This window comes from Microbacterium sp. C-MGS6 (assembly GCF_058140415.1).
In genome coordinates this window covers 972744-992901 of sequence record NZ_CM176934.1, presented here as the reverse complement: position 1 = coordinate 992901, position 20158 = coordinate 972744, and the positions used below count along the sequence as shown (strand labels likewise).

General features: G+C 71.0%; 18 protein-coding genes. 6 read left to right on the top strand and 12 right to left on the bottom strand.

Annotated features, from left to right (window positions below):
* The first annotated feature begins 5 nt into the window (after positions 1–5).
* Positions 6–464 (top strand): GNAT family N-acetyltransferase, encoded by a 459-nt coding sequence (locus AC3B5L_RS04830; protein WP_101847088.1) that lies wholly within the window; start codon positions 6–8, stop codon positions 462–464.
* A gap of 85 nt (positions 465–549) precedes the next feature.
* Here AC3B5L_RS04830 and AC3B5L_RS04825 read toward each other — a convergent pair whose 3' ends face one another.
* The 8 genes from AC3B5L_RS04825 to AC3B5L_RS04790 all read right to left on the bottom strand — a co-directional run bounded on the left by AC3B5L_RS04825 (position 550) and on the right by AC3B5L_RS04790 (position 11252).
* Complete coding sequence (locus AC3B5L_RS04825) at positions 550–1371, bottom strand: hypothetical protein (protein ID WP_187663466.1); 822 nt, start codon at positions 1369–1371, stop codon at positions 550–552.
* A 91-nt stretch (positions 1372–1462) separates the two neighbouring features.
* A complete protein-coding gene (locus tag AC3B5L_RS04820) occupies positions 1463–3274 on the bottom strand; it encodes an ABC transporter ATP-binding protein (RefSeq protein ID WP_060923216.1) in 1812 nt (603 codons plus the stop codon).
* Positions 3271–5217, bottom strand: coding sequence for an ABC transporter ATP-binding protein (locus AC3B5L_RS04815; RefSeq protein ID WP_232089190.1), 1947 nt, complete (start codon positions 5215–5217; stop codon positions 3271–3273). The genes AC3B5L_RS04820 and AC3B5L_RS04815 overlap by 4 nt, the downstream gene beginning before the upstream one ends.
* A 305-nt stretch (positions 5218–5522) precedes the next feature.
* A complete protein-coding gene (locus AC3B5L_RS04810) occupies positions 5523–6020 on the bottom strand; it encodes a methylated-DNA--[protein]-cysteine S-methyltransferase (protein ID WP_268777172.1) in 498 nt (165 codons plus the stop codon).
* Complete coding sequence (locus AC3B5L_RS04805; RefSeq protein WP_490096236.1) at positions 6017–7534, bottom strand: DNA-3-methyladenine glycosylase 2 family protein; 1518 nt, start codon at positions 7532–7534, stop codon at positions 6017–6019. The genes AC3B5L_RS04810 and AC3B5L_RS04805 overlap by 4 nt, the downstream gene beginning before the upstream one ends.
* A gap of 144 nt (positions 7535–7678) precedes the next feature.
* Positions 7679–9286 carry a bifunctional phosphoribosylaminoimidazolecarboxamide formyltransferase/IMP cyclohydrolase gene (purH, locus tag AC3B5L_RS04800; RefSeq protein ID WP_259954278.1) on the bottom strand — a complete coding sequence of 536 codons (1608 nt, stop codon included), beginning with the start codon at positions 9284–9286 and terminating at the stop codon, positions 7679–7681.
* A gap of 30 nt (positions 9287–9316) precedes the next feature.
* Positions 9317–9904 carry a phosphoribosylglycinamide formyltransferase gene (gene purN, locus AC3B5L_RS04795; RefSeq protein WP_101847100.1) on the bottom strand — a complete coding sequence of 196 codons (588 nt, stop codon included), beginning with the start codon at positions 9902–9904 and terminating at the stop codon, positions 9317–9319.
* 61 nt (positions 9905–9965) lie between these two features.
* Positions 9966–11252 (bottom strand): cell division protein PerM, encoded by a 1287-nt coding sequence (locus tag AC3B5L_RS04790; protein WP_268777174.1) that lies wholly within the window; start codon positions 11250–11252, stop codon positions 9966–9968.
* Positions 11253–11343: 91 nt separating this feature from the next.
* On the opposite strand from AC3B5L_RS04790, the gene AC3B5L_RS04785 reads away from it, so the two are divergent.
* Positions 11344–12819, top strand: a complete 1476-nt coding sequence (locus AC3B5L_RS04785) for an NCS2 family permease (RefSeq protein WP_187663461.1) — start codon at positions 11344–11346, stop codon at positions 12817–12819.
* A 131-nt stretch (positions 12820–12950) separates the two neighbouring features.
* On the opposite strand, the gene sucD is transcribed toward AC3B5L_RS04785, so the two are convergent.
* Both sucD and sucC read right to left on the bottom strand, forming a co-directional pair.
* Positions 12951–13853 carry a succinate--CoA ligase subunit alpha gene (sucD, locus tag AC3B5L_RS04780; RefSeq protein WP_187663460.1) on the bottom strand — a complete coding sequence of 301 codons (903 nt, stop codon included), beginning with the start codon at positions 13851–13853 and terminating at the stop codon, positions 12951–12953.
* A gap of 28 nt (positions 13854–13881) precedes the next feature.
* A complete protein-coding gene (gene sucC, locus AC3B5L_RS04775) occupies positions 13882–15048 on the bottom strand; it encodes an ADP-forming succinate--CoA ligase subunit beta (protein ID WP_025103777.1) in 1167 nt (388 codons plus the stop codon).
* A 174-nt stretch (positions 15049–15222) separates the two neighbouring features.
* Between sucC and AC3B5L_RS04770 the strand changes: the two genes are divergently transcribed.
* From AC3B5L_RS04770 to AC3B5L_RS04760, 3 genes are all read left to right on the top strand, one after another.
* Complete coding sequence (locus tag AC3B5L_RS04770) at positions 15223–15507, top strand: hypothetical protein (protein WP_259954272.1); 285 nt, start codon at positions 15223–15225, stop codon at positions 15505–15507.
* Positions 15508–15632: 125 nt separating this feature from the next.
* Positions 15633–16298, top strand: a complete 666-nt coding sequence (locus AC3B5L_RS04765) for a TetR/AcrR family transcriptional regulator (protein ID WP_259954271.1) — start codon at positions 15633–15635, stop codon at positions 16296–16298.
* 66 nt (positions 16299–16364) lie between these two features.
* The gene (locus tag AC3B5L_RS04760; RefSeq protein ID WP_259954270.1) at positions 16365–17600 is read left to right on the top strand and encodes an acyl-CoA dehydrogenase family protein; all 1236 of its coding nucleotides are present in this window, start codon (positions 16365–16367) and stop codon (positions 17598–17600) included.
* Here AC3B5L_RS04760 and AC3B5L_RS04755 read toward each other — a convergent pair.
* Together AC3B5L_RS04755 and AC3B5L_RS04750 are read right to left on the bottom strand one after the other, a co-directional pair.
* Positions 17597–18148, bottom strand: a complete 552-nt coding sequence (locus tag AC3B5L_RS04755; protein ID WP_259954269.1) for a GNAT family N-acetyltransferase — start codon at positions 18146–18148, stop codon at positions 17597–17599. The two genes, AC3B5L_RS04760 and AC3B5L_RS04755, sit on opposite strands and share 4 nt — an antisense overlap.
* Positions 18148–18630: a hypothetical protein gene (locus tag AC3B5L_RS04750; RefSeq protein ID WP_259954268.1), complete on the bottom strand. Its 483-nt coding sequence runs from the start codon at positions 18628–18630 to the stop codon at positions 18148–18150. Before AC3B5L_RS04750 ends, AC3B5L_RS04755 begins: the two co-directional genes overlap by 1 nt.
* A gap of 65 nt (positions 18631–18695) precedes the next feature.
* Between AC3B5L_RS04750 and AC3B5L_RS04745 the strand changes: the two genes are divergently transcribed.
* Entirely contained in the window at positions 18696–20147 is a 1452-nt protein-coding gene (locus tag AC3B5L_RS04745; RefSeq protein WP_490096235.1) for a phytoene desaturase family protein, read from the top strand.
* Positions 20148–20158: the final 11 nt, after the last annotated feature.

Here is a 20158-nt window from a genome sequence, read left to right as displayed (position 1 = left end):
GGGGCATGTCCGAACTGCGCATGGTCGAACTCTCCGCCGCGACGATCGTCGCCGTGAACAACCTGTCGCTCAAGCCCGGACAGGAGCAGTTCCTCGCGCCCGTCTCGTACGGCATCGCGGCCACCGTCATCAACCCGCAGACCTCCTGGCAGCGGGTGATCCTGGACCGCAACGAGGTCGTGGGCTTCGTCAGCGCCAACTTCGACGACGAGGCCCCGGAGGAGCACTTCCGCTCCGTGCTGTGGCGCATCAACGTCGACGCGGACGACCAGGGTCGCGGCATCGGCCGCTTCGCCGTCGAGAACCTCATCGACGAAGCGCGCACCCGCGGCGTCGACCACGTCAATGTGATCTACGAAGCGGGCGAGGACGGCCCGGAGGCCTTCTTCCGTCGCGTCGGCTTCACCCCCGTCGGGGAGACGGCCTACGGCGAGGTCATCGCCGAGATCCGCGTCCCCTCCTGAGACCGGCGGCGGGGTCTCGAATCCCCTCCCCCATCGAGACTCCGTCGCCCTCGGATCCCGCCGGACGGCTCGACCTCGATCCTCCTCAGCGCTGACCGTTGCCGTCCGGAGGCGTGCCCTTGCCCCGGCGACTGTTCCACGCGGCGAGCGCTGAGGCGGCAGCACCTGCTGCGCGGTCGATGGCCTCCGCGGAGCGGTGCAGCATGTCCTGCGCGGCGTCCTGCCAGGCCGCGGTCGGAGGTGCCTCGCCCGTCTGGACCTTCGCCGCGTGCTCGGCGGCCTCGAACGCCCGCTCCAGCTCCGCGACAGCGTCGCGGTACGCCGCGTACTCGGCGGCGGTCACCCGGCCCGTCGTCTGCCGACGCGCCTCGACCGCGGCACCGGCGGCCCGCAGGTAGGCCGCCGTCTCCGGACGCTTCACGTCCGTCATCTCGGGATAGGTGATCTGCAACGCGGGGTCTGTCTCATACCGCATCCACCGCGCGGTCACCGCGTCGTGCTCCGCATACAGGCGCTCCAGCGGCCGCGGCGCGGAGCCGGCGGGGATCGCGGCGCGAGCGGCGTTCACCCTAACCCGCCGGGCGCGGACGTCGGCCGCCGCGGCCCTGGCGTCGCGCTCACGCTCCTTGAGCATGCGTCGGGCGCCGGACACCTGCTCCGCGCTCGCCCGCTGCGCGGCCCGCTCGGCGGAGACCCGGGCGAGGTCGGCCCGTGCCACCTTCAGGGCCGTCCGTCGCACCACCGCGCGCTGCTGGGCCTCGCGGAGGTCGTGCCGGGCCGCGTCATACTCCAGCCGGCGGCCGCTGCGGGTGTTGCGCCGACGGACGCCGATCGCGCCCGCGGTCACCCCGGCGGCGGCGGTCGGCGCGAGCCACCACCACTCCGCGACGAGGAGGAAGGGGTCCATCCCTCGATGCTACCGATCCCGGCGCACCCGCGCCCGGACGAGGAAGCCCCGGCATCCGTACGGATGCCGGGGCCACTGTCGCGTCAGGACGTCAGACGAGCGTCTCCTGCCAGGCCGCGTGCAGCTGGGCGAACTTCCCGGTGCCGCCGATGAGGGCGGCGGGGGTGTCGTCCTCGATGATCCGGCCGTGCTCCATCACGAGCACACGGTCAGCGATCGCCACCGTCGACAGCCGGTGCGCGATGATGATCGCCGTCCGGTCGGCCAGCAGCGTCTGCAGCGCGTCCTGGATCAGCCGCTCAGACGGGATGTCCAGCGAGGCCGTCGCCTCGTCGAGGATCAGCACCGCCGGGTCGGCGAGGAAGGCGCGGGCGAACGAGATGAGCTGTCGCTGCCCTGCCGAGACACGACCACCGCGCTTGTTCACGTCGGTGTCGTACCCGTCAGGCAGCGCCGAGATGAACGCGTCGGCGCCCACCGCCCGCGCCGCCTCGCGGATCTCGTCCAGAGTCGCATCCGGGCGCCCGAGCGCGATGTTGTCGGCGACGGTCCCGCTGAACAGGTACGCCTCCTGCGTGACCATGACGATCGCGCGGCGGAGGTCCTTCGGGTGCAGCGACCGCAGATCGACCCCATCGAGGGTCACCGTTCCCGCGGACGGGTCGTAGAACCGGGAGATGAGCTTGGCCAGCGTGGACTTGCCCGCCCCCGTCGTCCCGACCAGCGCGATCGTCTGCCCGGCGGGGATGTCGAGCGAGAAGTTCGGCAGGATCGTCTTGTCCTCGTTGTACGCGAACGTGACCTCGTCGAAGCGGATGTGCCCCCGGGACTCCCAGAGGTCCACCGGCTTCTCGGGGTCCGGCACCGTCGGCACCTCCTCCAGGACGCCCGACACCTTCTCCAGCGCCGCGGTGGCGGACTGGTAGGAGTTGAGGAACATCGCGATCTCCTGCATCGGAGCGAAGAAGTTGCGCACGTAGAGCACGGCGGACAGCAGCACGCCGACCGTCAGGGCCCCCTCCGAGACCCGGATGCCGCCCCACAGCACGACCACGCCCAGGACGAGCGCCGCGACGCCCATGAGCCCCGGCTCGAACGTGCCGAACAGCAGCATCGAGCGGCGGTTCACGTCCCGGTACTCGCCGGCCACGCCCTGGAAGGCCTCGTCGTTGCGCGGCTCCTTCCGGAAGGCCTTGACCGCGCGGATGCCCGTCATGGTCTCCACGAACTGCACGATCACCTTCGCGCTGATCACCCGGGACTCGCGGTACACGAGCTGGGAGCGCGAGTAGAACCAGCGCATGAGGAAGAACAGCGGCACGCCGCCGATCGCGAGGATCAGACCGGACTGCCAGTCCCACACGCACAGGGCGATGAACGTGAAGACACCGAAGAGCACGCCGGAGACGAGCTCGTTCAGGCCGCCGTCGAGGAGTTCCTTGATGGAGTCCAGGTCGCTCGTCTGGCGCGAGATGATCCGCCCGGACGTGTACGACTCGTGGAACTCCAGGCTCAGACGCTGGGTGTGCAGGAAGATGCGCTTGCGCAGGTCCAGCAGCACGGCCTGGGTCAGCTTGGCCGCGATGATGACGTACCAGGCGATGAGCACGGCGGCCAGAGCCCCGGCGAGCAGATAGATCCCGCCGACGACGAAGGTGGGCATCCAGTCGGCATCGTCGAGCACCGCCGGGAGAGCGCGGTCGAGGCCGATGCTGATGAGGATCGGCCCGGCCACCTGCAGCGCCGTCGAGATGACGAGCACCGTGGCGGCGAGCACGATCTGCGGCTTGAGCGGGCGCACGAGCGAGCCGAGCAGCCGCAGCGAGCGACGGCGGATCGCCCTGCTCTCCTCCGTGGTGAGGCGGGAGCGGTCCTCGTCCTGGGTTCCGGTGAGGGAGCTCATCGCTGCACCTCCTCTCCTGCGAATCGGGACGCGCTTCCCGGCGCCTCGTCGTCGGCCTCCTGGCGGATGCCGTCCTGCACGGTGTCGTGGATCTCCGACTGCTCGTCGCGGATGATCGGGATGGCGCCGGTGCGAGCCGCCTCCTCGGCCTCCAAGCTGGAGATGACGTGCCGGTAGTGCCGGCTCGTCTTCAGCAGCTCGGTGTGCGTGCCGACCGCGGTGATCCGGCCGTCCTCCAGCAGCGCCACGCGATCGGCGAGGGCCACGGTGGACGGACGGTGTGCGACGATCATCGCCGTGGTGTCGGCGAGCACGTGCCGCAGCGCCTCCTCGACGAGGGCCTCGGTGTCGACGTCCAGCGCCGACAGCGGGTCGTCCAGGACGAGCACCCGCGGCGTGGCGGCCACCGCTCGGGCGAGGGCGAGCCGCTGGCGCTGCCCGCCGGACAGGCTCAGTCCCTCTTCGCCGATGACCGTCTCGACGCCCTCGGGGAGCGTGTCGACGAAGGCGGCCTGCGCGACGTCGAGCGCCTCGCGCAGGACGCGCTCGGCTTCGGGGCTGTGCACGTCGAGGTCGGCGCGCCCGAGCAGGACGTTCTCGCGGACCGAGGCGGAGAAGAGCGTCGCGTCCTCGAACGCCATCGCGATGTGCTCGCGCAGCTCGGCGAGGGTGAGGTCGCGCACGTCGACGCCGTCGAGCGTGACCCGCCCTCCCGTCACGTCGTAGAGCCGCGTCGGCAGGGTCGTCAACGTGGTCTTGCCGCTGCCGGTGAGCCCGACCAGCGCCATGGTCTCCCCCGGTCGGAGGACGAGGTCGATGCCGTCGAGCAGGTCCCGCTCGTCGGGGGCCGCGTCCTGGTAGCGGAAGTGCGCGTTCTCGAACGCGAGCTCGCCGCGCGGGTTCTCGATGTGCACGGGGTTCGCGGGGTCGGTGATGGTGTTCGTCTCCGAGAAGATGTCGAACACGCGGTCCGTCGCCGTGCGCGCGTCGAGCATGAACGAGAAGAGGAAGCCGATCGACTCGATGGGCCAGCGCAGCACGACGGCCATCGCGAAGAAGGCGAAGAGCTCCGCCGAGGTGATCGCGTCCTGCGAGATGAGCCAGATGCCGGACATCAGGCTCAGGCCGAAGGCGATCTGTGGCATGAGGTCGAGCCAGAACCAGATCGAGGCGATGGCTCGGGCCTTGCTCATCTCGGTCTCGCGCAGCGTCTCGGCCTGACGGCTGAAGCGGCGGAGGGCGTGCGTGCCCCGTCCGAACGCCTTGAGCACCCGGATGCCGTGCACGCTCTCCTCGACGCTCGTGGCGAGGTCGCCGGCCTGGTCCTGGCTGCGCCGCGTGAGGGCGCCGTAGCGCTTCTCGAACAGGTAGCCGCGGATCCACAGCGGGATCGCCGTCACGAGGAAGATCGTGCCCAGCAGCCAGTGCCAGCGGAACAGCAGGACGGAGCCGATGAGGATCGTCAGCACGTTCACGACGAGAAGCACGAGGCCGAAGGCGAGCCACCGGCGGATCAGGCCGATGTCCTGCATCATGCGGCTGAGCAGCTGGCCGGACTGCCACCGGTCGTGGAAGGCGACCGGGAGGGTCTGCAGTCGCGAGTAGAGCTCGGTGCGCATGCGGTACTCGACCTGCGTGGCCGGGAACAGCACGAACTGCCGGCGGAGCCAGACCATGAGCGCCTCGCCGAGGCCGAGGGCGAACACGGCGAGCGCGCCCCAGACGATCGCGTCGAGCGCTCCGGACTGCACCGGCCCGCCGATGATCTGTTCGAGCACGATGGGGATCATCAGCGCGATGAGCGCGGCCGCGAGCGCGCTGGCGGCACCGCCGGCGAGACGCCAGATGACCGGCTTCACGAAAGGCTTGAGCCGCCACAGCGCGGCGGGCGTGGAGAGGGAGGACGAGGGGGACGGTTTCTGCGCGGAAGACGTGGAAGACATGTCTCTCAGAGGAGTCGAGGGTGAGAAGAGTGAAAGGACGGATGCGAGAGCGGGCTCACGGAGCCCGGCATCCGGTGCAGAAGAGGGCGGGGGCTCTAGGAGAGCGGGCGCGCCGGGGTCGAGCCGAGGGTGGCGATCCGCGCGGTGGCGATCGTGGTCATGGTGTCCTCCTCAGGGCTCGGCGAGGTCGTCCGGTTGGCGCGACAGCCCATCAGCCTATTCCTGTGAACCAGCTGAGCGCAAGAGGAATTCCCGAGACGGCGAAGAGCCCGCTCTCCGGGGAGCGGGCTCTTCGAACCGAGAGGTCAGCGGGCGGCGCGTTCGCGCGCCAGGAGGCTCTCCTTCACGGGCAGGCCCCAGGCGAAGCCGCCGAGAGAGCCGTCCGTGCGGAGCACCCGGTGACAGGGCACGAACAGGGCCGGGGCGTTGCGGGCGCAAATCGACGCGGCGGCCCGCACCGCACGCGGATTGCCGAGCCGGGCCGCGAAGCCCGTGTACGTCAGCGGTTCCCCCGGGGCGATGCCGCGGAGCGCCGCCCATCCGGCGAGCTGCAGGGCGGTGCCGGTCTGCGCGACCGGGACCGCGTCGATCGCCGTGACGTCGCCGGCATAGTACGCGCGGACGGCGCCCGCCGCGTCCGTCTCGGCCTCCCGCACGGCGTCGGGACGGCTTCGGGACGGCAGGCGTCCGAGGATCGCCTCGACGTCGTCGGTCCACCCGGACACGAGCACCCGCTGGCGCTCGTCGGCGAGGATCGTGAAAGGACCGTCGGCGGTGTCGAGGGTCTGGATGAGTGCGGTCATGAGGTCTCCTCGGTGTCGGATTCGTGGCCGCGGGCGGGCCGGGTGGCGGTCTTGCTCCGCGGTCCGGCGGGACGGATCGGGGCGGCACGCCACAGGTGCGCGCTGAGGTAGCTCCGCCACGGCGCGGTGCGCTCCGCCCAGGCGGTGAGGGTCTTCGGTTCGGCCGGGAGACCGGCAGCCGCGGCACCGGCGCGGAGGGCGACGTCACCGGGCAGCAGCACGTCCGGATCGCCGAGCACCCGCATCCGCACGTAGTCGGCGGTCCAGGGACCGATGCCGGGCATCGCCAGCAGGGCCGCGCGCTGCGTGGGGCCGTCGTCGCCGACCGTGAGGGTCAGGCTCCCGTCCGCGAGGGCGGCGGCGGCTCCGGTGACGGCGCGGATGCGGGCGGCGGGCCCCCGCAGCACCTCGGCGCCGTGGGCCGCGATGGCCGACATCGTCGGGAACAGCAGCCCCTCGGGGGTCCGCTCCCCCAGCGCGTCGGTGAGGGCGGTGAGCGCGGTGCGGGCGGCGACGACCGTGATCTGCTGCCCGATCATCGCGCGGATGAGCATCTCGTGCGGATCGGCCGCTCCGGGCACGCGGATACCGGGGGTGCGCGCGATGAGGGGAGCGAGAGGCGGGTGCGCCGCCAGGGCCTCGTCGATCGCCAGGGGGTCGGCGTCGAGGTCGAAGATCCGACGCGCGGTCGCCACCAGCGGCGCGAGGTCGCCGAGCTGCGCGACCCGAGCCCGGAGGTGCAGCCGCTCCGTCTCCTCCTGACGCACCTCGAACCACGCAGGGCCTCCGGGCATCCGGAGGTGTCGGGAGAACGCCGTGGCCGTGGCCTCCTCGACCCCGGTCACCGCCCGCGCCGCCATCCACGCGAAGATCCCGGCCGCATCCAGGGGACCCCGGTACGGCAGGACCAGGTCGATCGTTCCCGGCACGGACGCGGACGGCGTGCGGCGGCGGGCGCGCAGCTCTCCGGGCGTGAGGCCGAACACCTCGCGGATCGTGTCGTTGCACTGGCGGATGCTGTGGAAGCCGGCGGCGAAGGCGACGTCGGCGATGGGCATGTCCGTCCCCACGAGCAGCATGCGGGCGGTGTGGGCGCGATGCGCTCTCGCCAGTGCCAGAGGTCCGGCGCCGAGCTGGGTCGTCAGCAGCCGCGTGAGGTGACGGCTCGAGTAGCCGAGGCGCGCGGCGAGCCCTGGCACGCCCTCGCGCTCGACCACGCCGGACGCGATCAGCCGCATGGCGCGAGCGGCGGAGTCTCCGCGGACGTCCCACGCGGGCGACCCGGGGGCGGCCTCCGGCAGGCAGCGTTTGCATGCGCGGTAGCCCGCCTCGTGCGCCGCGGCACTGGTCGGATAGAAGGTCACGTTCTGCGGCTTGGGGGTGCGGGCGGGGCAGCTCGGACGGCAGTAGATCCCGGTCGAGCGCACGGCGGTGACGAACTGGCCGTCGAAGCGGGTGTCCCGGGCGCTGATGGCTCGGTAACGCTCGTCGAACGCGGTCACGGGGAGGCTCATGTCCTCCACTCTCTCACCCCCGCATGGCTACGGCTGGCGGAAATCGGACATCGCGGTTTCTTCCCCGAAACCCCGCCGACGCGCCGAGACCCCGGGGTGCAGACGTGCGCACACCGGGGTCTCGACGGAAGACCGGGGTCTCGGTCAGTGGAAGAAGTGACGCTCCCCCGTGAAGAACATCGTGACGCCGGCCTTGCGCGCGGCATCCACGACCTCCTCGTCACGAACGGACCCACCGGGCTGCACGATCGCCGTGACACCCGCGTCGATGAGCACCTGGGCACCGTCCGCGAAGGGGAAGAACGCATCGGACGACGCGACCGATCCGGCGGCACGATCCCCTGCCCGCTCCACCGCGAGGCGGCACGAGTCGACGCGGTTGACCTGGCCCATGCCGACGCCGACCGTCGCATTGTCCTTCGCCAGGACGATCGCGTTCGACTTCACGGCCCGGCAAGCCTTCCACGCGAAGATCAGGTTCTCCATCTCCTCGTCACTCGGACGCTCCCCCGACACGAGCTCCCAGTTCTTCGCGACCGAGACGATGTCGTCCGGGAAGCGGTCCGCGTCCTGGAGCAGGAGACCGCCGGACACGAGCCGCACGTCCATGCGCTCCTGCTGCCAGTCCTCGGGGAGCTGCAGCAGGCGCAGGTTCTTCTTCGCCTTGAAGACCTCGAGGGCCGCGGGCTCGAACGACGGCGCCACGATGACCTCGGTGAAGATGTCCTTCAGGTTCTCGGCCATCTTCAGCGTCACGGTGCCGTTCGCGGCGATCACGCCGCCGTACGCCGACACGGGGTCGCACTCGTGCGCACGGAGGTGCGCGCTGGCGATCGGGTCGAGGGCGTTCGGGGCGGTGGTGGCGATCCCGCAGGGGTTCGCGTGCTTGATGATGGCGACGGCGGGCTTGACCATGTCGTAGGCGGCACGCAGGGCGGCGTCGGCGTCGACGTAGTTGTTGTACGACATCTCCTTGCCCTGCAGCTGCGTGGCCTGGGCGATGCCGTGGCCCCCGGCGCGGGTGTAGATGGCGCCGCGCTGGTGGGAGTTCTCGCCGTAGCGGAGCGTCGCGAGCCGCTCGGCCTGGATCGTCAGATGAGCCGGAAGGTCGCCCGGCTCGTTGAGGGTCCCCTCGGCGAACCACTGCGCGACGGCCGTATCGTAGGCCGCGGTGTGCGCGAAGGCCCGCGCCGCGAGCTCCCGGCGCTGGGCGAGCGAGGTGCCCCCCTGCTCCACGGCCGCGACGATCGCGGGGTAGGACTGCGGCGACACGACGATCGCGACGTTGGCGTGGTTCTTCGCGGCCGCGCGCACCATGGCGGGGCCGCCGATGTCGATCTGCTCCACCACGTCGTCGCCCTCAGCACCGGAGGCCACGGTCTCCACGAACGGATAGAGGTTGACCACGACGAGCTCGAACGGCGCGATGTCGAGGTCGGCGAGCTGACGCTCGTGGTCCTCCAGGCGCAGGTCGGCGAGCAGGCCGCCGTGCACCTTCGGGTGCAGGGTCTTGACGCGGCCGTCGAGCATCTCGGCGACACCCGTGACCGCGGCCACGTCCGTCACCTCGAAGCCGGCGTCGCGGATGGTGGACGCCGTGGAGCCCGTCGAGACGATCTCGACGCCCGCCTCCGCGAGCGCGGCGGCGAGCACGAGCAGGTCGGTCTTGTCGCTGACCGAGACGAGGGCGCGCCGGATCGGCACCGTGTCGCGATCGCGGTAGAGCGTGGGGTCGTGGCGGGGGCCGGCCATGATGGGCTCCTTCGTGCGGGGCGTCGGGGGTCAGGGGGCGGAGGTCAGGGCGAGGTCGCCGGTCGCGATGCGCCGGACGACGTCGATGAGGAGCCGGCGCTCGACCGGCTTGATGCGCTCGTGCAGCGTGTGCTCGGTGTCGTCGGCCCTGATCGGCACGCGCTCCTGGGCGAGGATGGGGCCGGTGTCGACGCCGTCGTCCACGACGATCACGCTCGCGCCGGTCTCGCGGACCCCGGCGGCGAGGGCGTCGCGGACGCCGTGGGCTCCGGGGAACTCCGGGAGGTACGCGGGATGGGTGTTGATGATCCGGGGCGCGTAGGCGGCGACGAGCGAGGACGGCAGCAGGCGCATGAGTCCGCTGAGCACCACGAGGTCCGGCGTCCAGACGGCGAGCTGACGACCCAGCTCCTCGCCCCACGCCTCGCGGCTCTCGTGCTCGTGCCACGGCACGGTGAAGCTGGGGATGCCGAACTCCTCGGCGTGGGCCAGCCCGTCGGCTTCGCGGTCCGCCCCGACCACGACGACACGCGCCGGGAAATCGGGGTGACGAGCGGCCTCGAGGAGGGCGCGAAGGTTCGAGCCGGCGCCCGAGATGAGTACGGCGACCGTGAGCACGCGCCCAGTCTACCGGCGTGCCGGCGACGCTCCGACCCGGTCCGCAGAGCGCTCGGGACGCCTAGCGACGGTCGTCGTCGGCGGGGTCCTCGGAGCCGAGCGTGGACATCTCCTCGATCCAGCGGTCCGTGCGCTCTTCCGCGAGCTCGTCGCGGTTGCGCGGGGACAGCAGGAGGATCGCCGCGCCGACGAGCACCTCCGCTCCCAGCGACAACGCGAACGGCAGCACCGCCGGTCCCACGACCTCGAGTCGCCCCGGGCCCATCGAGCCGTTCGCGAAGGCGGCGGCGAGCGCGGCCACACCGGCCGAGACCGCGGCGATCCCGACCGCGATCACCGACCGCTGCAGGAGCCCGAGCGGTGTCCCCTCCCAGACGAGGCGCGAGCGCACGGCCCACCCGGCGAACGCCCCGGCGGCCACCGGGATCAGGATGACGATGAGCATCCACATCGAGGTGTTCTCCGGCAGCAGACCGAAGGCGGGGATGCCCGGGACGACGCCGAGCTGCGTCCCCGCCGGCGACACCGCGGTGCCCGCGCCGACGGCGAACCCGGGGCCGGCGAGCCAGGACGCCGCCCACACCACCAGTGTGGGCAGATAGGCGAGTTGCCCGAGGGTGAGCACGGTCGCGCCGAGCGCGTCGACGCGCGCCGCCTGGAACAGCGCGACGACCTCGCCCCCACGGGTCAGGACCGACAGGGCGACGGCCAACGCGGCAGCCCCCAGCACACCGACGAGCGCGAACGCCGCCCCGCGCACGACCGCGGACGGTACCGGCGCCCAGTCCTCCCTGGCGTCCAGCACATCGTGGATGCGGTCCAGCACGCCGCCGTCGCCGTCCTCCCACGCCACGCGGACGGCGCCGCACACGGCGCCCACGAGGTAGACGGCGGGGGGCAGCAGGATCGCGAGAGCCAGCGGGACGCGTGCGGCGCCCAGCGCGGACGTGAGGGCGACGACCGTCGAGATCACGGCGAACACGACCGTCCCCGACAGGGAACCCAGCACCCACGCGCCGGACCGTGCGGCCCGGGCGCCGGAGCGCGCCGCGAAGAGCAGGGTGAGCAGCAGGAACGCCAGCGGCGTGACCGAGACGACGAACCGCGCGGCGTCTGCGGGAATCGCCAGGGTGACGAGCAGGGCGTCCGGGATCGTGATCTCCAGAGGGACACCGTGCCCGAACTCCCACAGCGTTCCGGTGAGCGGCCACAGCGCCCCCCAGTCCGCGGTGACACCGAACGCGAGCGTCCACAGGAGCGTCAACGGCGCCAGCAGCACGGCCAGCCCGACGGCGGCCGCGATGGCGGCGTCGAGGGCGGCGAGGAGCGCGACGAGGAGGCGTTGCATAGCGCCTTCGAGACTACGACGACTTCCGGTCCGGCCCCCGTGGGCGCGCGCGAGGCGGACGACACGGTAGCGTTTCTCCGGAGGTTTCCCGATGACTACTGCCCCACCCGCCCCGGCGTCCACCGAACCCACCGGTACCCTGGACCGCTTCTTCGAGATCAGCAAGCGCGGATCGACGATCGGCACCGAGATCCGTGGAGGCCTCGTGACGTTCGTCACGATGGCCTACATCGTGATCCTGAACCCGATCATCCTCTCCGGAAAGCCGGACGTCGCCGGCGACATGCTCGACTTCAACGCCGTCGGTGCCGCGACGGCCCTGACCGCCGGCGTCATGACGATCCTCTTCGGTGTCGTCACCCGCCTGCCGTTCGGCTTCGCCGCCGGCCTCGGCATCAACGCCTTCGTCGCGTTCTCCGTCGTCGGCCAGGTCACCTGGCCCGAGGCGATGGCGCTCGTGATGATCAACGGCGTCGTGATCGTGCTCCTCGCCGCCACCGGGCTGCGGAAGGCGATCTTCGACGCCGTGCCCTTCCAGCTGAAGATCGCGATCACGGTCGGCATCGGCCTGTTCATCGCCTTCATCGGCTTCGTGAACTCGGGCTTCGTCACGGCGACCGGCGCCTCGTCGCCGCCCGTCGGCCTCGGTGTCAACGGGTCGGTCGCGACCGTGCCGAGCCTGCTGTTCGTGATCACCCTGCTCCTCACGGGCATCCTCGTCGCGCTCCGCATCAAGGGCGGCATGCTCATCGGCCTCATCGGCGGCACCGTGCTCGCGGTCATCGTCGAGGCCATCTGGCACATCGGCGCCCGCGGCGTCGACGATGAGGGCAATGTCGTGAATCCGGGCGGCTGGGGACTCACCGTCCCGGCGCTGAACGGCTCCCCCGTCAGCGTCCCCGACCTGAGCCTCATCGGCGCCGTCGACTTCTCGTTCGACCTCGGCAAGGTCAGCCTCGTCGCCCTCGTGATGATCGTCTTCACGCTCCTCTTCACGAACTTCTTCGACGCCATGGGCACCATGACGGGCCTGGCCAAGGAGGCCAACCTGGCCGACGACAACGGCGACTTCCCGCGCATCAAGTCGGCCCTCGTGGTCGAGGGTGTCGGGGCGATCGCCGGTGGTGCGACCTCGTCGTCCTCCAGCACGGTCTTCATCGAGTCCGGCGCGGGTATCGGCGAGGGTGCCAGGACGGGACTCGCGAACGTCGTGACGGGCATCGTGTTCCTCATCGCGATGTTCCTGACGCCGCTGACCTCGATCGTCCCGACGGAGATCGCCGCCGCGGCGCTCATCATCGTCGGTGCGATGATGATGGCGCAGATCCGGCACATCGACTTCGGCGACTTCCGGGTGCTGCTGCCGGTGTTCCTCACGGTCTCCGTCATGCCGCTGACCTACTCGATCGCCAACGGCATCGGGGCGGGCTTCGTGAGCTGGGTGCTCATCCACGCCTTCTCCGGCAAGGCCAAGACCATCAGCCCGCTGCTGTGGGTGGTCGGCGCCGGCTTCCTGATCTTCTTCGCCCGCGGTCCCATCGAGGCCCTCTTCGGCGTCGGGATCTAGCCCCGCTCCGAGTCGCGCACATGGCCCCATTCCGCCGCGGAATGGGGTCATCTGCGCAATTCGAAGGAGGTGAGGGCATGACGAAGGCCCCGGGGTGGAGCCCGGGGCCTTCAGGTCAAGCGTAGCTCAGGTCAGAGCGACTCGATGATCTCGCGCATGAGAGCGGCGGTCTCGGACGGCGTCTTGCCGACCTTGACGCCGGCGGCCTCGAGGGCCTCCTTCTTCGCCTGCGCAGTACCGGCCGAGCCGGAGACGATCGCACCGGCGTGACCCATGGTCTTGCCCTCGGGAGCCGTGAAGCCCGCGACGTAGCCGACGACCGGCTTGGTGACGTTCGCCTTGATGTACTCGGCCGCACGCTCCTCGGCGTCGCCGCCGATCTCGCCGATCATGACGATGGCCTTGGTCTCGGGGTCGGCCTCGAACGCGGCGAGCGCGTCGATGTGCGTGGTGCCGATGACCGGGTCGCCGCCGATGCCGATGGCGGTCGAGAAGCCCAGGTCGCGCAGCTCGAACATCATCTGGTAGGTCAGGGTGCCCGACTTCGACACGAGGCCGATCGGGCCCTTGCCGGTGATGTTCGCGGGCGTGATGCCGACGAGCGCCTCACCGGGGGTGATGATGCCGGGGCAGTTCGGCCCGATGATGCGGGTCTTGTTGCCCTTGCTCTGCGCGTAGGCCCAGGCCTCGGCCGAGTCGCCTACGGGGACGCCCTCGGTGATGACGACGAGCAGCGGGATCTCGGCGTCGATGGCCTCGATCATCGCGTCCTTCGTGAAGGCGCCGGGGACGAAGGCGATCGACACGTCGGCGCCGGTCTCCTTCATGGCCTCGGCGACCGAGGCGAAGACGGGGAGCTCGACGGCGTTGCCGTCCTTGTCCGTGTGCGAGACCGTGGTGCCGGCCTTGCGGGCGTTCACGCCGCCGACGACCTGGGTACCGGCCTTGAGCATGAGCGCGGTGTGCTTGGTGCCCTCGCCGCCGGTGATGCCCTGGACGATGACCTTGGAGTCCTTGTTGAGGTAGATCGACATGTTCTGTTCCTTAAATCCTGTCGAAGCGTCAGGCGTTGGCGAGCTCGGCGGCCTTGTCGGCGCCCTCGTCCATCGTCGCGGCCAGGGTCACGAGCGGGTGCGCGTAGTCGGCGAGGATCGCACGACCCTCGTCCACGCGGTTGCCGTCCAGGCGGACGACGAGCGGCTTGGAGGCCGTGTCGCCCAGCGTCTCCAGGGCACCCTTGATGCCGTTGGCGACGGCGTCGCACGCCGTGATGCCGCCGAACACGTTGACGAACACGCTCTTGACCTGCGGGTCGCCGAGGATGACGTCGAGACCGGCGGCCATGACCTCGGCCGAGGCGCCGCCGCCGATGTCGAGGAAGTTGGCGGGCTTCACGCCGTTGTGGTTCTCTCCGGCGTAGGCGACCACGTCGAGCGTCGACATGACCAGACCCGCGCCGTTGCCGATGATGCCGACCTCGCCGTCGAGCTTGACGTAGTTGAGGCCCGACGCCTTGGCCTTGGCCTCGAGCGGGTCGGCGGCGTCCTTGTCCTCGAGCGCCTCGTGCTCGGGGTGGCGGATCTCGGAGGCGTTGTCGTCGAGCGTGACCTTGCCGTCGAGCGCGATGATGTCGCCGTCCTCGGTGCGGACGAGCGGGTTGACCTCGACGAGCGTCGCGTCCTCACCCTTGTAGACGTCGTACAGCTTCACGAACACATCGGAGACCTTCTCGACGAGGTCCTCCGGGAAGTTCGCGGCGCGAGCGATCTCGACCGCCTTCTCCTTGTCGATGCCGGTCAGCGGGTTGACCTCGACGCGGGCGAGGGCCTCGGGCTTCTCGACGGCGAGCTGCTCGATCTCCATGCCGCCCTCGACGGAGCACAGGGAGAGGTAGGAGCGGTTGGCGCGGTCGAGCAGCACGGAGAAGTAGAACTCCTCGGCGATGCGGGCACCCTGCGCGACCATGACGCGCTTGACGACGTGGCCCTTGATGTCGAGCCCGAGGATGGCCTTCGCGGCCTCGTACGCCTCATCGGGGGTCTTGGCGACCTTGACGCCGCCGGCCTTGCCGCGGCCTCCGGTCTTGACCTGGGCCTTGACGACCACGACACCGCCGATCTTCTCGGCAGCCGCCTTCACCTCCTCGGGGGTGTCCGCGACGATGCCGGCGAGGACCGGCACTCCGTACTTCTCGAAAACGTCTCGTGCCTGGTACTCGTACAGATCCACTGTGCTTCCTTCACTGGGCTGCGGTCTGGTCTGGTGATTCTCTCGATGTCGAGACATCGACCAGTCCCCCAGCCTACTACCGCAGGCTGAACGCTCCGACGCCCCGACGCCCTCCCCGACCCACCGACGCCTCCGGTACGATTCTCGGCGTCGGAGCAAGACGGAGGAGACGACGTGAGCGACCTCACCGGCGCCCAGGCGCAGCGCATCATCCGCGACGAGAAGCTCACCGCGACCGCGAACTGGTTCGGCCCTACAGGCCGACCTCAGTCGTCCGCCTGGATCGAGCGCGAAGGCGAGGAGTGGATCGTCTGGGAGGCCGACGAGCGCGGTGAGCGCTTCCATGCGCCGCTCCGCTTCCGCTCCGAAGCCGAGGCCCTGGACCTCTTCATACGGATCGCTCGGCGGTATCGGGCATCGGACTCGCGCGCGGAACGGCGACCCTCGGACGTCTCGTGACCACGGCCAGGATCAGCATGGACGGTCGCGCGCCCTCGCGGAAACGCGGGTCCTGGAACTGCGTCAGCGGTGCGCTCCCGCGGGGACGCTCGGGCGTGGGCCCCACGGCGGTCTAGGATTTCGCCATGCAGGAATCCGCAGAGCTGCGCACCGGGGGCGTCGTCGCCGCCGCGCTCGAACTCTTCAGCGCCCAGGGGTTCGACCAGACGTCCGTGGAGCAGATCGCCAAGGCCGCCGGCGTCTCCCGGTCGACCTTCTTCCGGCAGTTCGGTGGCAAGGAGGACGTTGTCTTCGCCGATCACGAGGTCCTGCTGGAGCAGCTCCGGGAGTTCCTCGACGAGGGGCACGACGATCCGTGGGGCGCGGTCTGCGCGGCATCGGAGTCCGTGTTCACGCACTTCGCGAACGACCCGGAGCTCGCGCGACGGCGGTACCAGATCGTGCGGGAGGTGCCGGTGCTCCGTGAACGCGAGATCATCACCGTGTTCCGCTACGAGCGGCTGTTCGACGAGTACCTGCGCAGCGCCCTGCCGGGAGTGGATCCGCTGGACGCGGTGGGCTTCGCGGCGCTCGTGACGGCGGTGCACAACCACGTGCTGCGACAGCTCCTGCGCGGACGCAAGAAGGTGCCGCTGTCCACCCTCCAGTCCGCGCTCGCGGATGCGCGTCGACGGTACGGCGTCGGCGAGGACACCGCGGCGGGGGCTCCGGACGACATGGTGGTGGCGGTCTTCCCGCGTTCGATGCCCGTCGCCGAGGTCACGCGGAGGCTGCGCTCCGAGCTCGACTGAGCCCGCCGGAGAGGTCGTGATACCGAGTATCGAGGAGTACGATACCTGGTGTCACGAAGGAGCATCATGAGCACGGAAGCCTCCCCCGTCCCCGGCGAGCGCGTCTCGTCCTACGACATCACCGGACGGCAGGACAGCGACTACTACGCCGTCTTCGCCGACATCCCCGCCGTCGACCGGGAAGCCTGGGACCGCGCGAAGGCGTACGTCGACGAGGTCGCCCCGCAGATGGCCGAGGCCTGGGACCGCGCCGAGTACCCGCTCGACGCCGCCCGCCGGATGGGCGAGATGGACCTCGTCGTCGACGGCGTCGACCATCCCGCGCTCACCCGGCTCTCCCCGCTCGCCGCCGGCCTGGTCAACATGGAGATCTCGCGGGGAGACGGCTCCCTCGGCACGATCCTCGCCGTGCAGGGCGGCCTCGCGCTGCGGACGCTCGCCCTGTTCGGCTCGCCCGCCCAGCAGGACCGCTGGCTCACGGCACTCGCCGACGGCTCGGTACTCGGATCCTTCGCGCTGACCGAGCCCGACCACGGCTCGGACTCCGTCTCGCTGGAGACCGTGGCCCGCCGCGACGGCGACTCCTGGGTCCTCCGCGGCGCCAAGAAGTGGATCGGCAACGGCGCCTCGGGCGGCATCACATTCGTCTGGGCACGGGTCGACGACGAGTCCGCCGCCGAGCACGGGGCGGTGCGGTGCTTCCTCGTCGAGCAGGACGCCCCCGGATACACCGGCACCGTGATCCGCGGGAAGGCCTCCCTCCGCGCGATCCATCAGGCGCACATCCGCCTGGACGACGTGCGGGTACCGCTGGACGCGGTGCTGCCGGGGACCAGGAGCTTCAAGGACGCCTCGACCGTGCTCTACGCCACCCGGTCCGGAGTCGCCTGGTCGGCGCTGGGCCACGCGACGGCCTGCTACGAGGCGGCTCTGGCCTACGCGAAGGAGCGTGTGCAGTTCGGCAAGCCGCTCGCGAAGTTCCAGATGGTGCAGGAGCGGCTGACGCACATGCTGGAGGACCTGACGGCGATGCAGCTCTACTGCCGCCGGATGGCGGACCTCGAGCAGGCAGGAGCGCTGCGTCCGACCCAGGCCTCGCTCGCCAAATTCCACAACACCCGGGCGGCCCGGCGGATCGCGGCGACGGCGCGTGACCTCCTGGGAGGTAACGGCATCCTCCTGGAGAACGGCGTCATGCAGCACATGGCCGACATCGAGGCCATCCACACCTACGAGGGCACCGAGTCCGTGCAGGCCCTCCTTCTCGGCCGCGACATCACCGGGATGAGCGCCTTCGCCTAGCCCTTCGAATCGCTCACTTCGCTGGATTCGGCGGCCGGATGCAGCGAAGTGAGCGATTCGAAGCAGAGGAGTCGGTCGCGATCGTCCCAGGGGTCGACGAGGCGGAAGCCGCGGGACGTGTAGAGCCGGATCGCGGCGTCGCGCCACTCCCACACCGACAGCCGCACCGCACCCTCGGCCTCCGCCAGGACGGCGTCGAGCAGCGCGGAACCGACGCCTCGGCCGCGCACGGCGGGGTCAGCCCAGAGCCGCTTGATCTCGGTGTGACCGGCATACGGCAGGGCGATCACCACGCCGGCCGGGGCCTCGTCGATCTCCGCCACGAGCACCCGACCATCGGCGTACGCGGTCGCAGGGTCACGGACCTCCGGCAGGTACCGCTCGGGGAGTTCGCCCTCGGGTTCCTCCGGCCCACCCAGGACGTCGTGCTTCTCCTGCTCCGTCTGACGGAGGTACGTCGAAACCGCCGTACCGACGAACGCGGAATCCTGTGGCCACTCCGCCTCGCGGACGGAGACGCCGCCGTGCGACGCGGAGGCCGCGGGCATCAGTCGCAGCCGCAGCCGCCGGCGGGGGTCTTCACCATGAAGCAGACGTCGCACACGCCGTAGTCGCGTTCGACGGGCTTCGGCGCCGCGGGCGTGCGCGGCGCCGACGGGGTGCGCGGCGTCGTGGAACGCTTGGCCTTGACGGGGGCCTGCGGGGCGAACTCGCTCGGGTGCGTGACGTAGAAGTACGGCGCGCGCCCCTCGCTGGGCTGCAGCCGCAGGCGGGTCGAGCCGACGGTGACGACCTCGTCCTCCGTGAATCCGTTGGTGTACGTGCGGCCGATGTGCAGCGCCGCGCCCTCGCGCCGGATCGCCTCGATATAGCGACCGCGGTCGATCAGAGAGGTCACCCCCGCGGAATCGACGATCTCGGTGATGAACGCATGGTTCACCGGATCGATGCGGTGCGCGCGTAGCGCCTCGGGAAGCGAGCGGTACGGACGGGAGGTGCCGGCGGGGGTCGGGCCCTGGACTTCATTCATCCCTTCCAGGATCGCACGGCGCAACCCCCTCCGCCGACCGCGGACTCGCGTGCGAGACTGGCCGCATGGCACTCGCGACGATCATCGGATCCGGCCCGAACGGCCTCGCCGCCGCCGTCTCCCTCGCCCGCGCCGGCTACCGGGTACGCGTGCTCGAGGCTGCGGACACGGTCGGAGGGGGCCTGCGCACTCGGGAGGCCACCCTCCCCGGCTTCCGTCACGACGTCTGCTCGGCCGTCCACCCCGCAGCCGTCGCCTCGCCCTTCTTCCAGGCGTTCGGCCTCGACGAGCGGATCGAGTGGATCCGCCCCGAGATCTCCTTCGCCCATCCGCTGGACGACGGTCGTGCCGCCATCGCGTGGCGCGACATCGAGCGCACCGCCGCCGACCTCGGCATCGACGGGGACGCCTGGCTGCGCCGGCTCCGCCCCCTCAGCACGCACATCGACGGCGTCACGGACTTCACCGGGAACCAGCTCCTCCGCCTCCCGCAGGACCCGATCACCGCCGTCCGCTACGCCATCCGCATGCTCGACCAGGGCACGCCCCTCGCGCGGGCCGCCTTCCGCACGGAGGAAGCGGCCGCGCTCATGGCCGGAGTGGTCGCGCACGCGAACTCCCCGCAGCCCACGCTCGCCGGCGCCGCGGCGGGTCTTCTGCTGGCCGGGCTCGCCCACGCCGGCGGCTGGCCGTACCCCCGCGGCGGCTCGCAGGTGATCGCGGACGCCCTCATCGCCGATCTCGAGGCCCATGGCGGCACGATCGAGACGGGCGCCCGCGTCACCGACCTCGCGGACCTGGACGGGGGCGACCCCGACCGCGGTGACGTGCTGCTGCTCAACACCTCTCCCCGGCTCGCACTCACCCACCCTGACATCCCGGCCTCGTACGCCCGCGCCCTCCGCGGCTACCGCTACGGCGCCGCGGCGGCGAAGGTCGATTTCGCGCTCGATGGACCCGTCCCGTGGGCGAACGAGCACGTGCGGAGCGCCCCGACCGTGCACGTCGCCGGGACGAGGGACGAGGTGTGGAACAGCGAGAACGCGGTCGCGGTCGGCCACGTGTCCGAGCGTCCGTACGTGCTGGCGGTCCAGCCCTCGCTCTTCGACCCGACCAGGGCGGCCGACGGCAAGGCCGTGCTCTGGGCGTACATCCACGTGCCGAACGGCTCCGACCTCGACCCGACCGAACTCATCACCGCACAGGTCGAGCGCTTCGCGCCGGGATTCCGCGACCGGATCCTCGCCCACCACGCGGTGCCGGCATCCTCGCGCGAGGCGATCAACCCGGCCGAGATCGGCGGCGACATCTCCGGCGGCGTCTTCGACATGCGTCAGGCCCTGCGCCGCCCCGTCCTCTCCCCCGCTCCGTGGCGGACGCCGATGCGCGGCGTGTACCTCGCGTCGGCCTCGACTCCGCCCGGCCCCGCGGTCAACGGCATGGCGGGATGGCACGCGGCACACACCGTGCTCCGCGACGCCGGCACGCCCGCGGAGCTCGACGACCTGTTCGGCTGACCCGGCCCTTT

Coding starts and splice junctions, on each gene's coding strand:
- AC3B5L_RS04830 (WP_101847088.1), top strand. CDS start 6: ATGTCCGAACTGCGCATGGTCGAACTCTCCGCCGCGACGATCGTCGCC.
- AC3B5L_RS04825 (WP_187663466.1), bottom strand. CDS start 1,371: ATGGACCCCTTCCTCCTCGTCGCGGAGTGGTGGTGGCTCGCGCCGACC.
- AC3B5L_RS04820 (WP_060923216.1), bottom strand. CDS start 3,274: ATGAGCTCCCTCACCGGAACCCAGGACGAGGACCGCTCCCGCCTCACC.
- AC3B5L_RS04815 (WP_232089190.1), bottom strand. CDS start 5,217: ATGTCTTCCACGTCTTCCGCGCAGAAACCGTCCCCCTCGTCCTCCCTC.
- AC3B5L_RS04810 (WP_268777172.1), bottom strand. CDS start 6,020: ATGACCGCACTCATCCAGACCCTCGACACCGCCGACGGTCCTTTCACG.
- AC3B5L_RS04805 (WP_490096236.1), bottom strand. CDS start 7,534: ATGAGCCTCCCCGTGACCGCGTTCGACGAGCGTTACCGAGCCATCAGC.
- purH (WP_259954278.1), bottom strand. CDS start 9,286: ATGGCCGGCCCCCGCCACGACCCCACGCTCTACCGCGATCGCGACACG.
- AC3B5L_RS04790 (WP_268777174.1), bottom strand. CDS start 11,252: ATGCAACGCCTCCTCGTCGCGCTCCTCGCCGCCCTCGACGCCGCCATC.
- AC3B5L_RS04785 (WP_187663461.1), top strand. CDS start 11,344: ATGACTACTGCCCCACCCGCCCCGGCGTCCACCGAACCCACCGGTACC.
- sucD (WP_187663460.1), bottom strand. CDS start 13,853: ATGTCGATCTACCTCAACAAGGACTCCAAGGTCATCGTCCAGGGCATC.
- AC3B5L_RS04765 (WP_259954271.1), top strand. CDS start 15,633: ATGCAGGAATCCGCAGAGCTGCGCACCGGGGGCGTCGTCGCCGCCGCG.
- AC3B5L_RS04760 (WP_259954270.1), top strand. CDS start 16,365: ATGAGCACGGAAGCCTCCCCCGTCCCCGGCGAGCGCGTCTCGTCCTAC.
- AC3B5L_RS04755 (WP_259954269.1), bottom strand. CDS start 18,148: ATGCCCGCGGCCTCCGCGTCGCACGGCGGCGTCTCCGTCCGCGAGGCG.
- AC3B5L_RS04750 (WP_259954268.1), bottom strand. CDS start 18,630: ATGAATGAAGTCCAGGGCCCGACCCCCGCCGGCACCTCCCGTCCGTAC.
- AC3B5L_RS04745 (WP_490096235.1), top strand. CDS start 18,696: ATGGCACTCGCGACGATCATCGGATCCGGCCCGAACGGCCTCGCCGCC.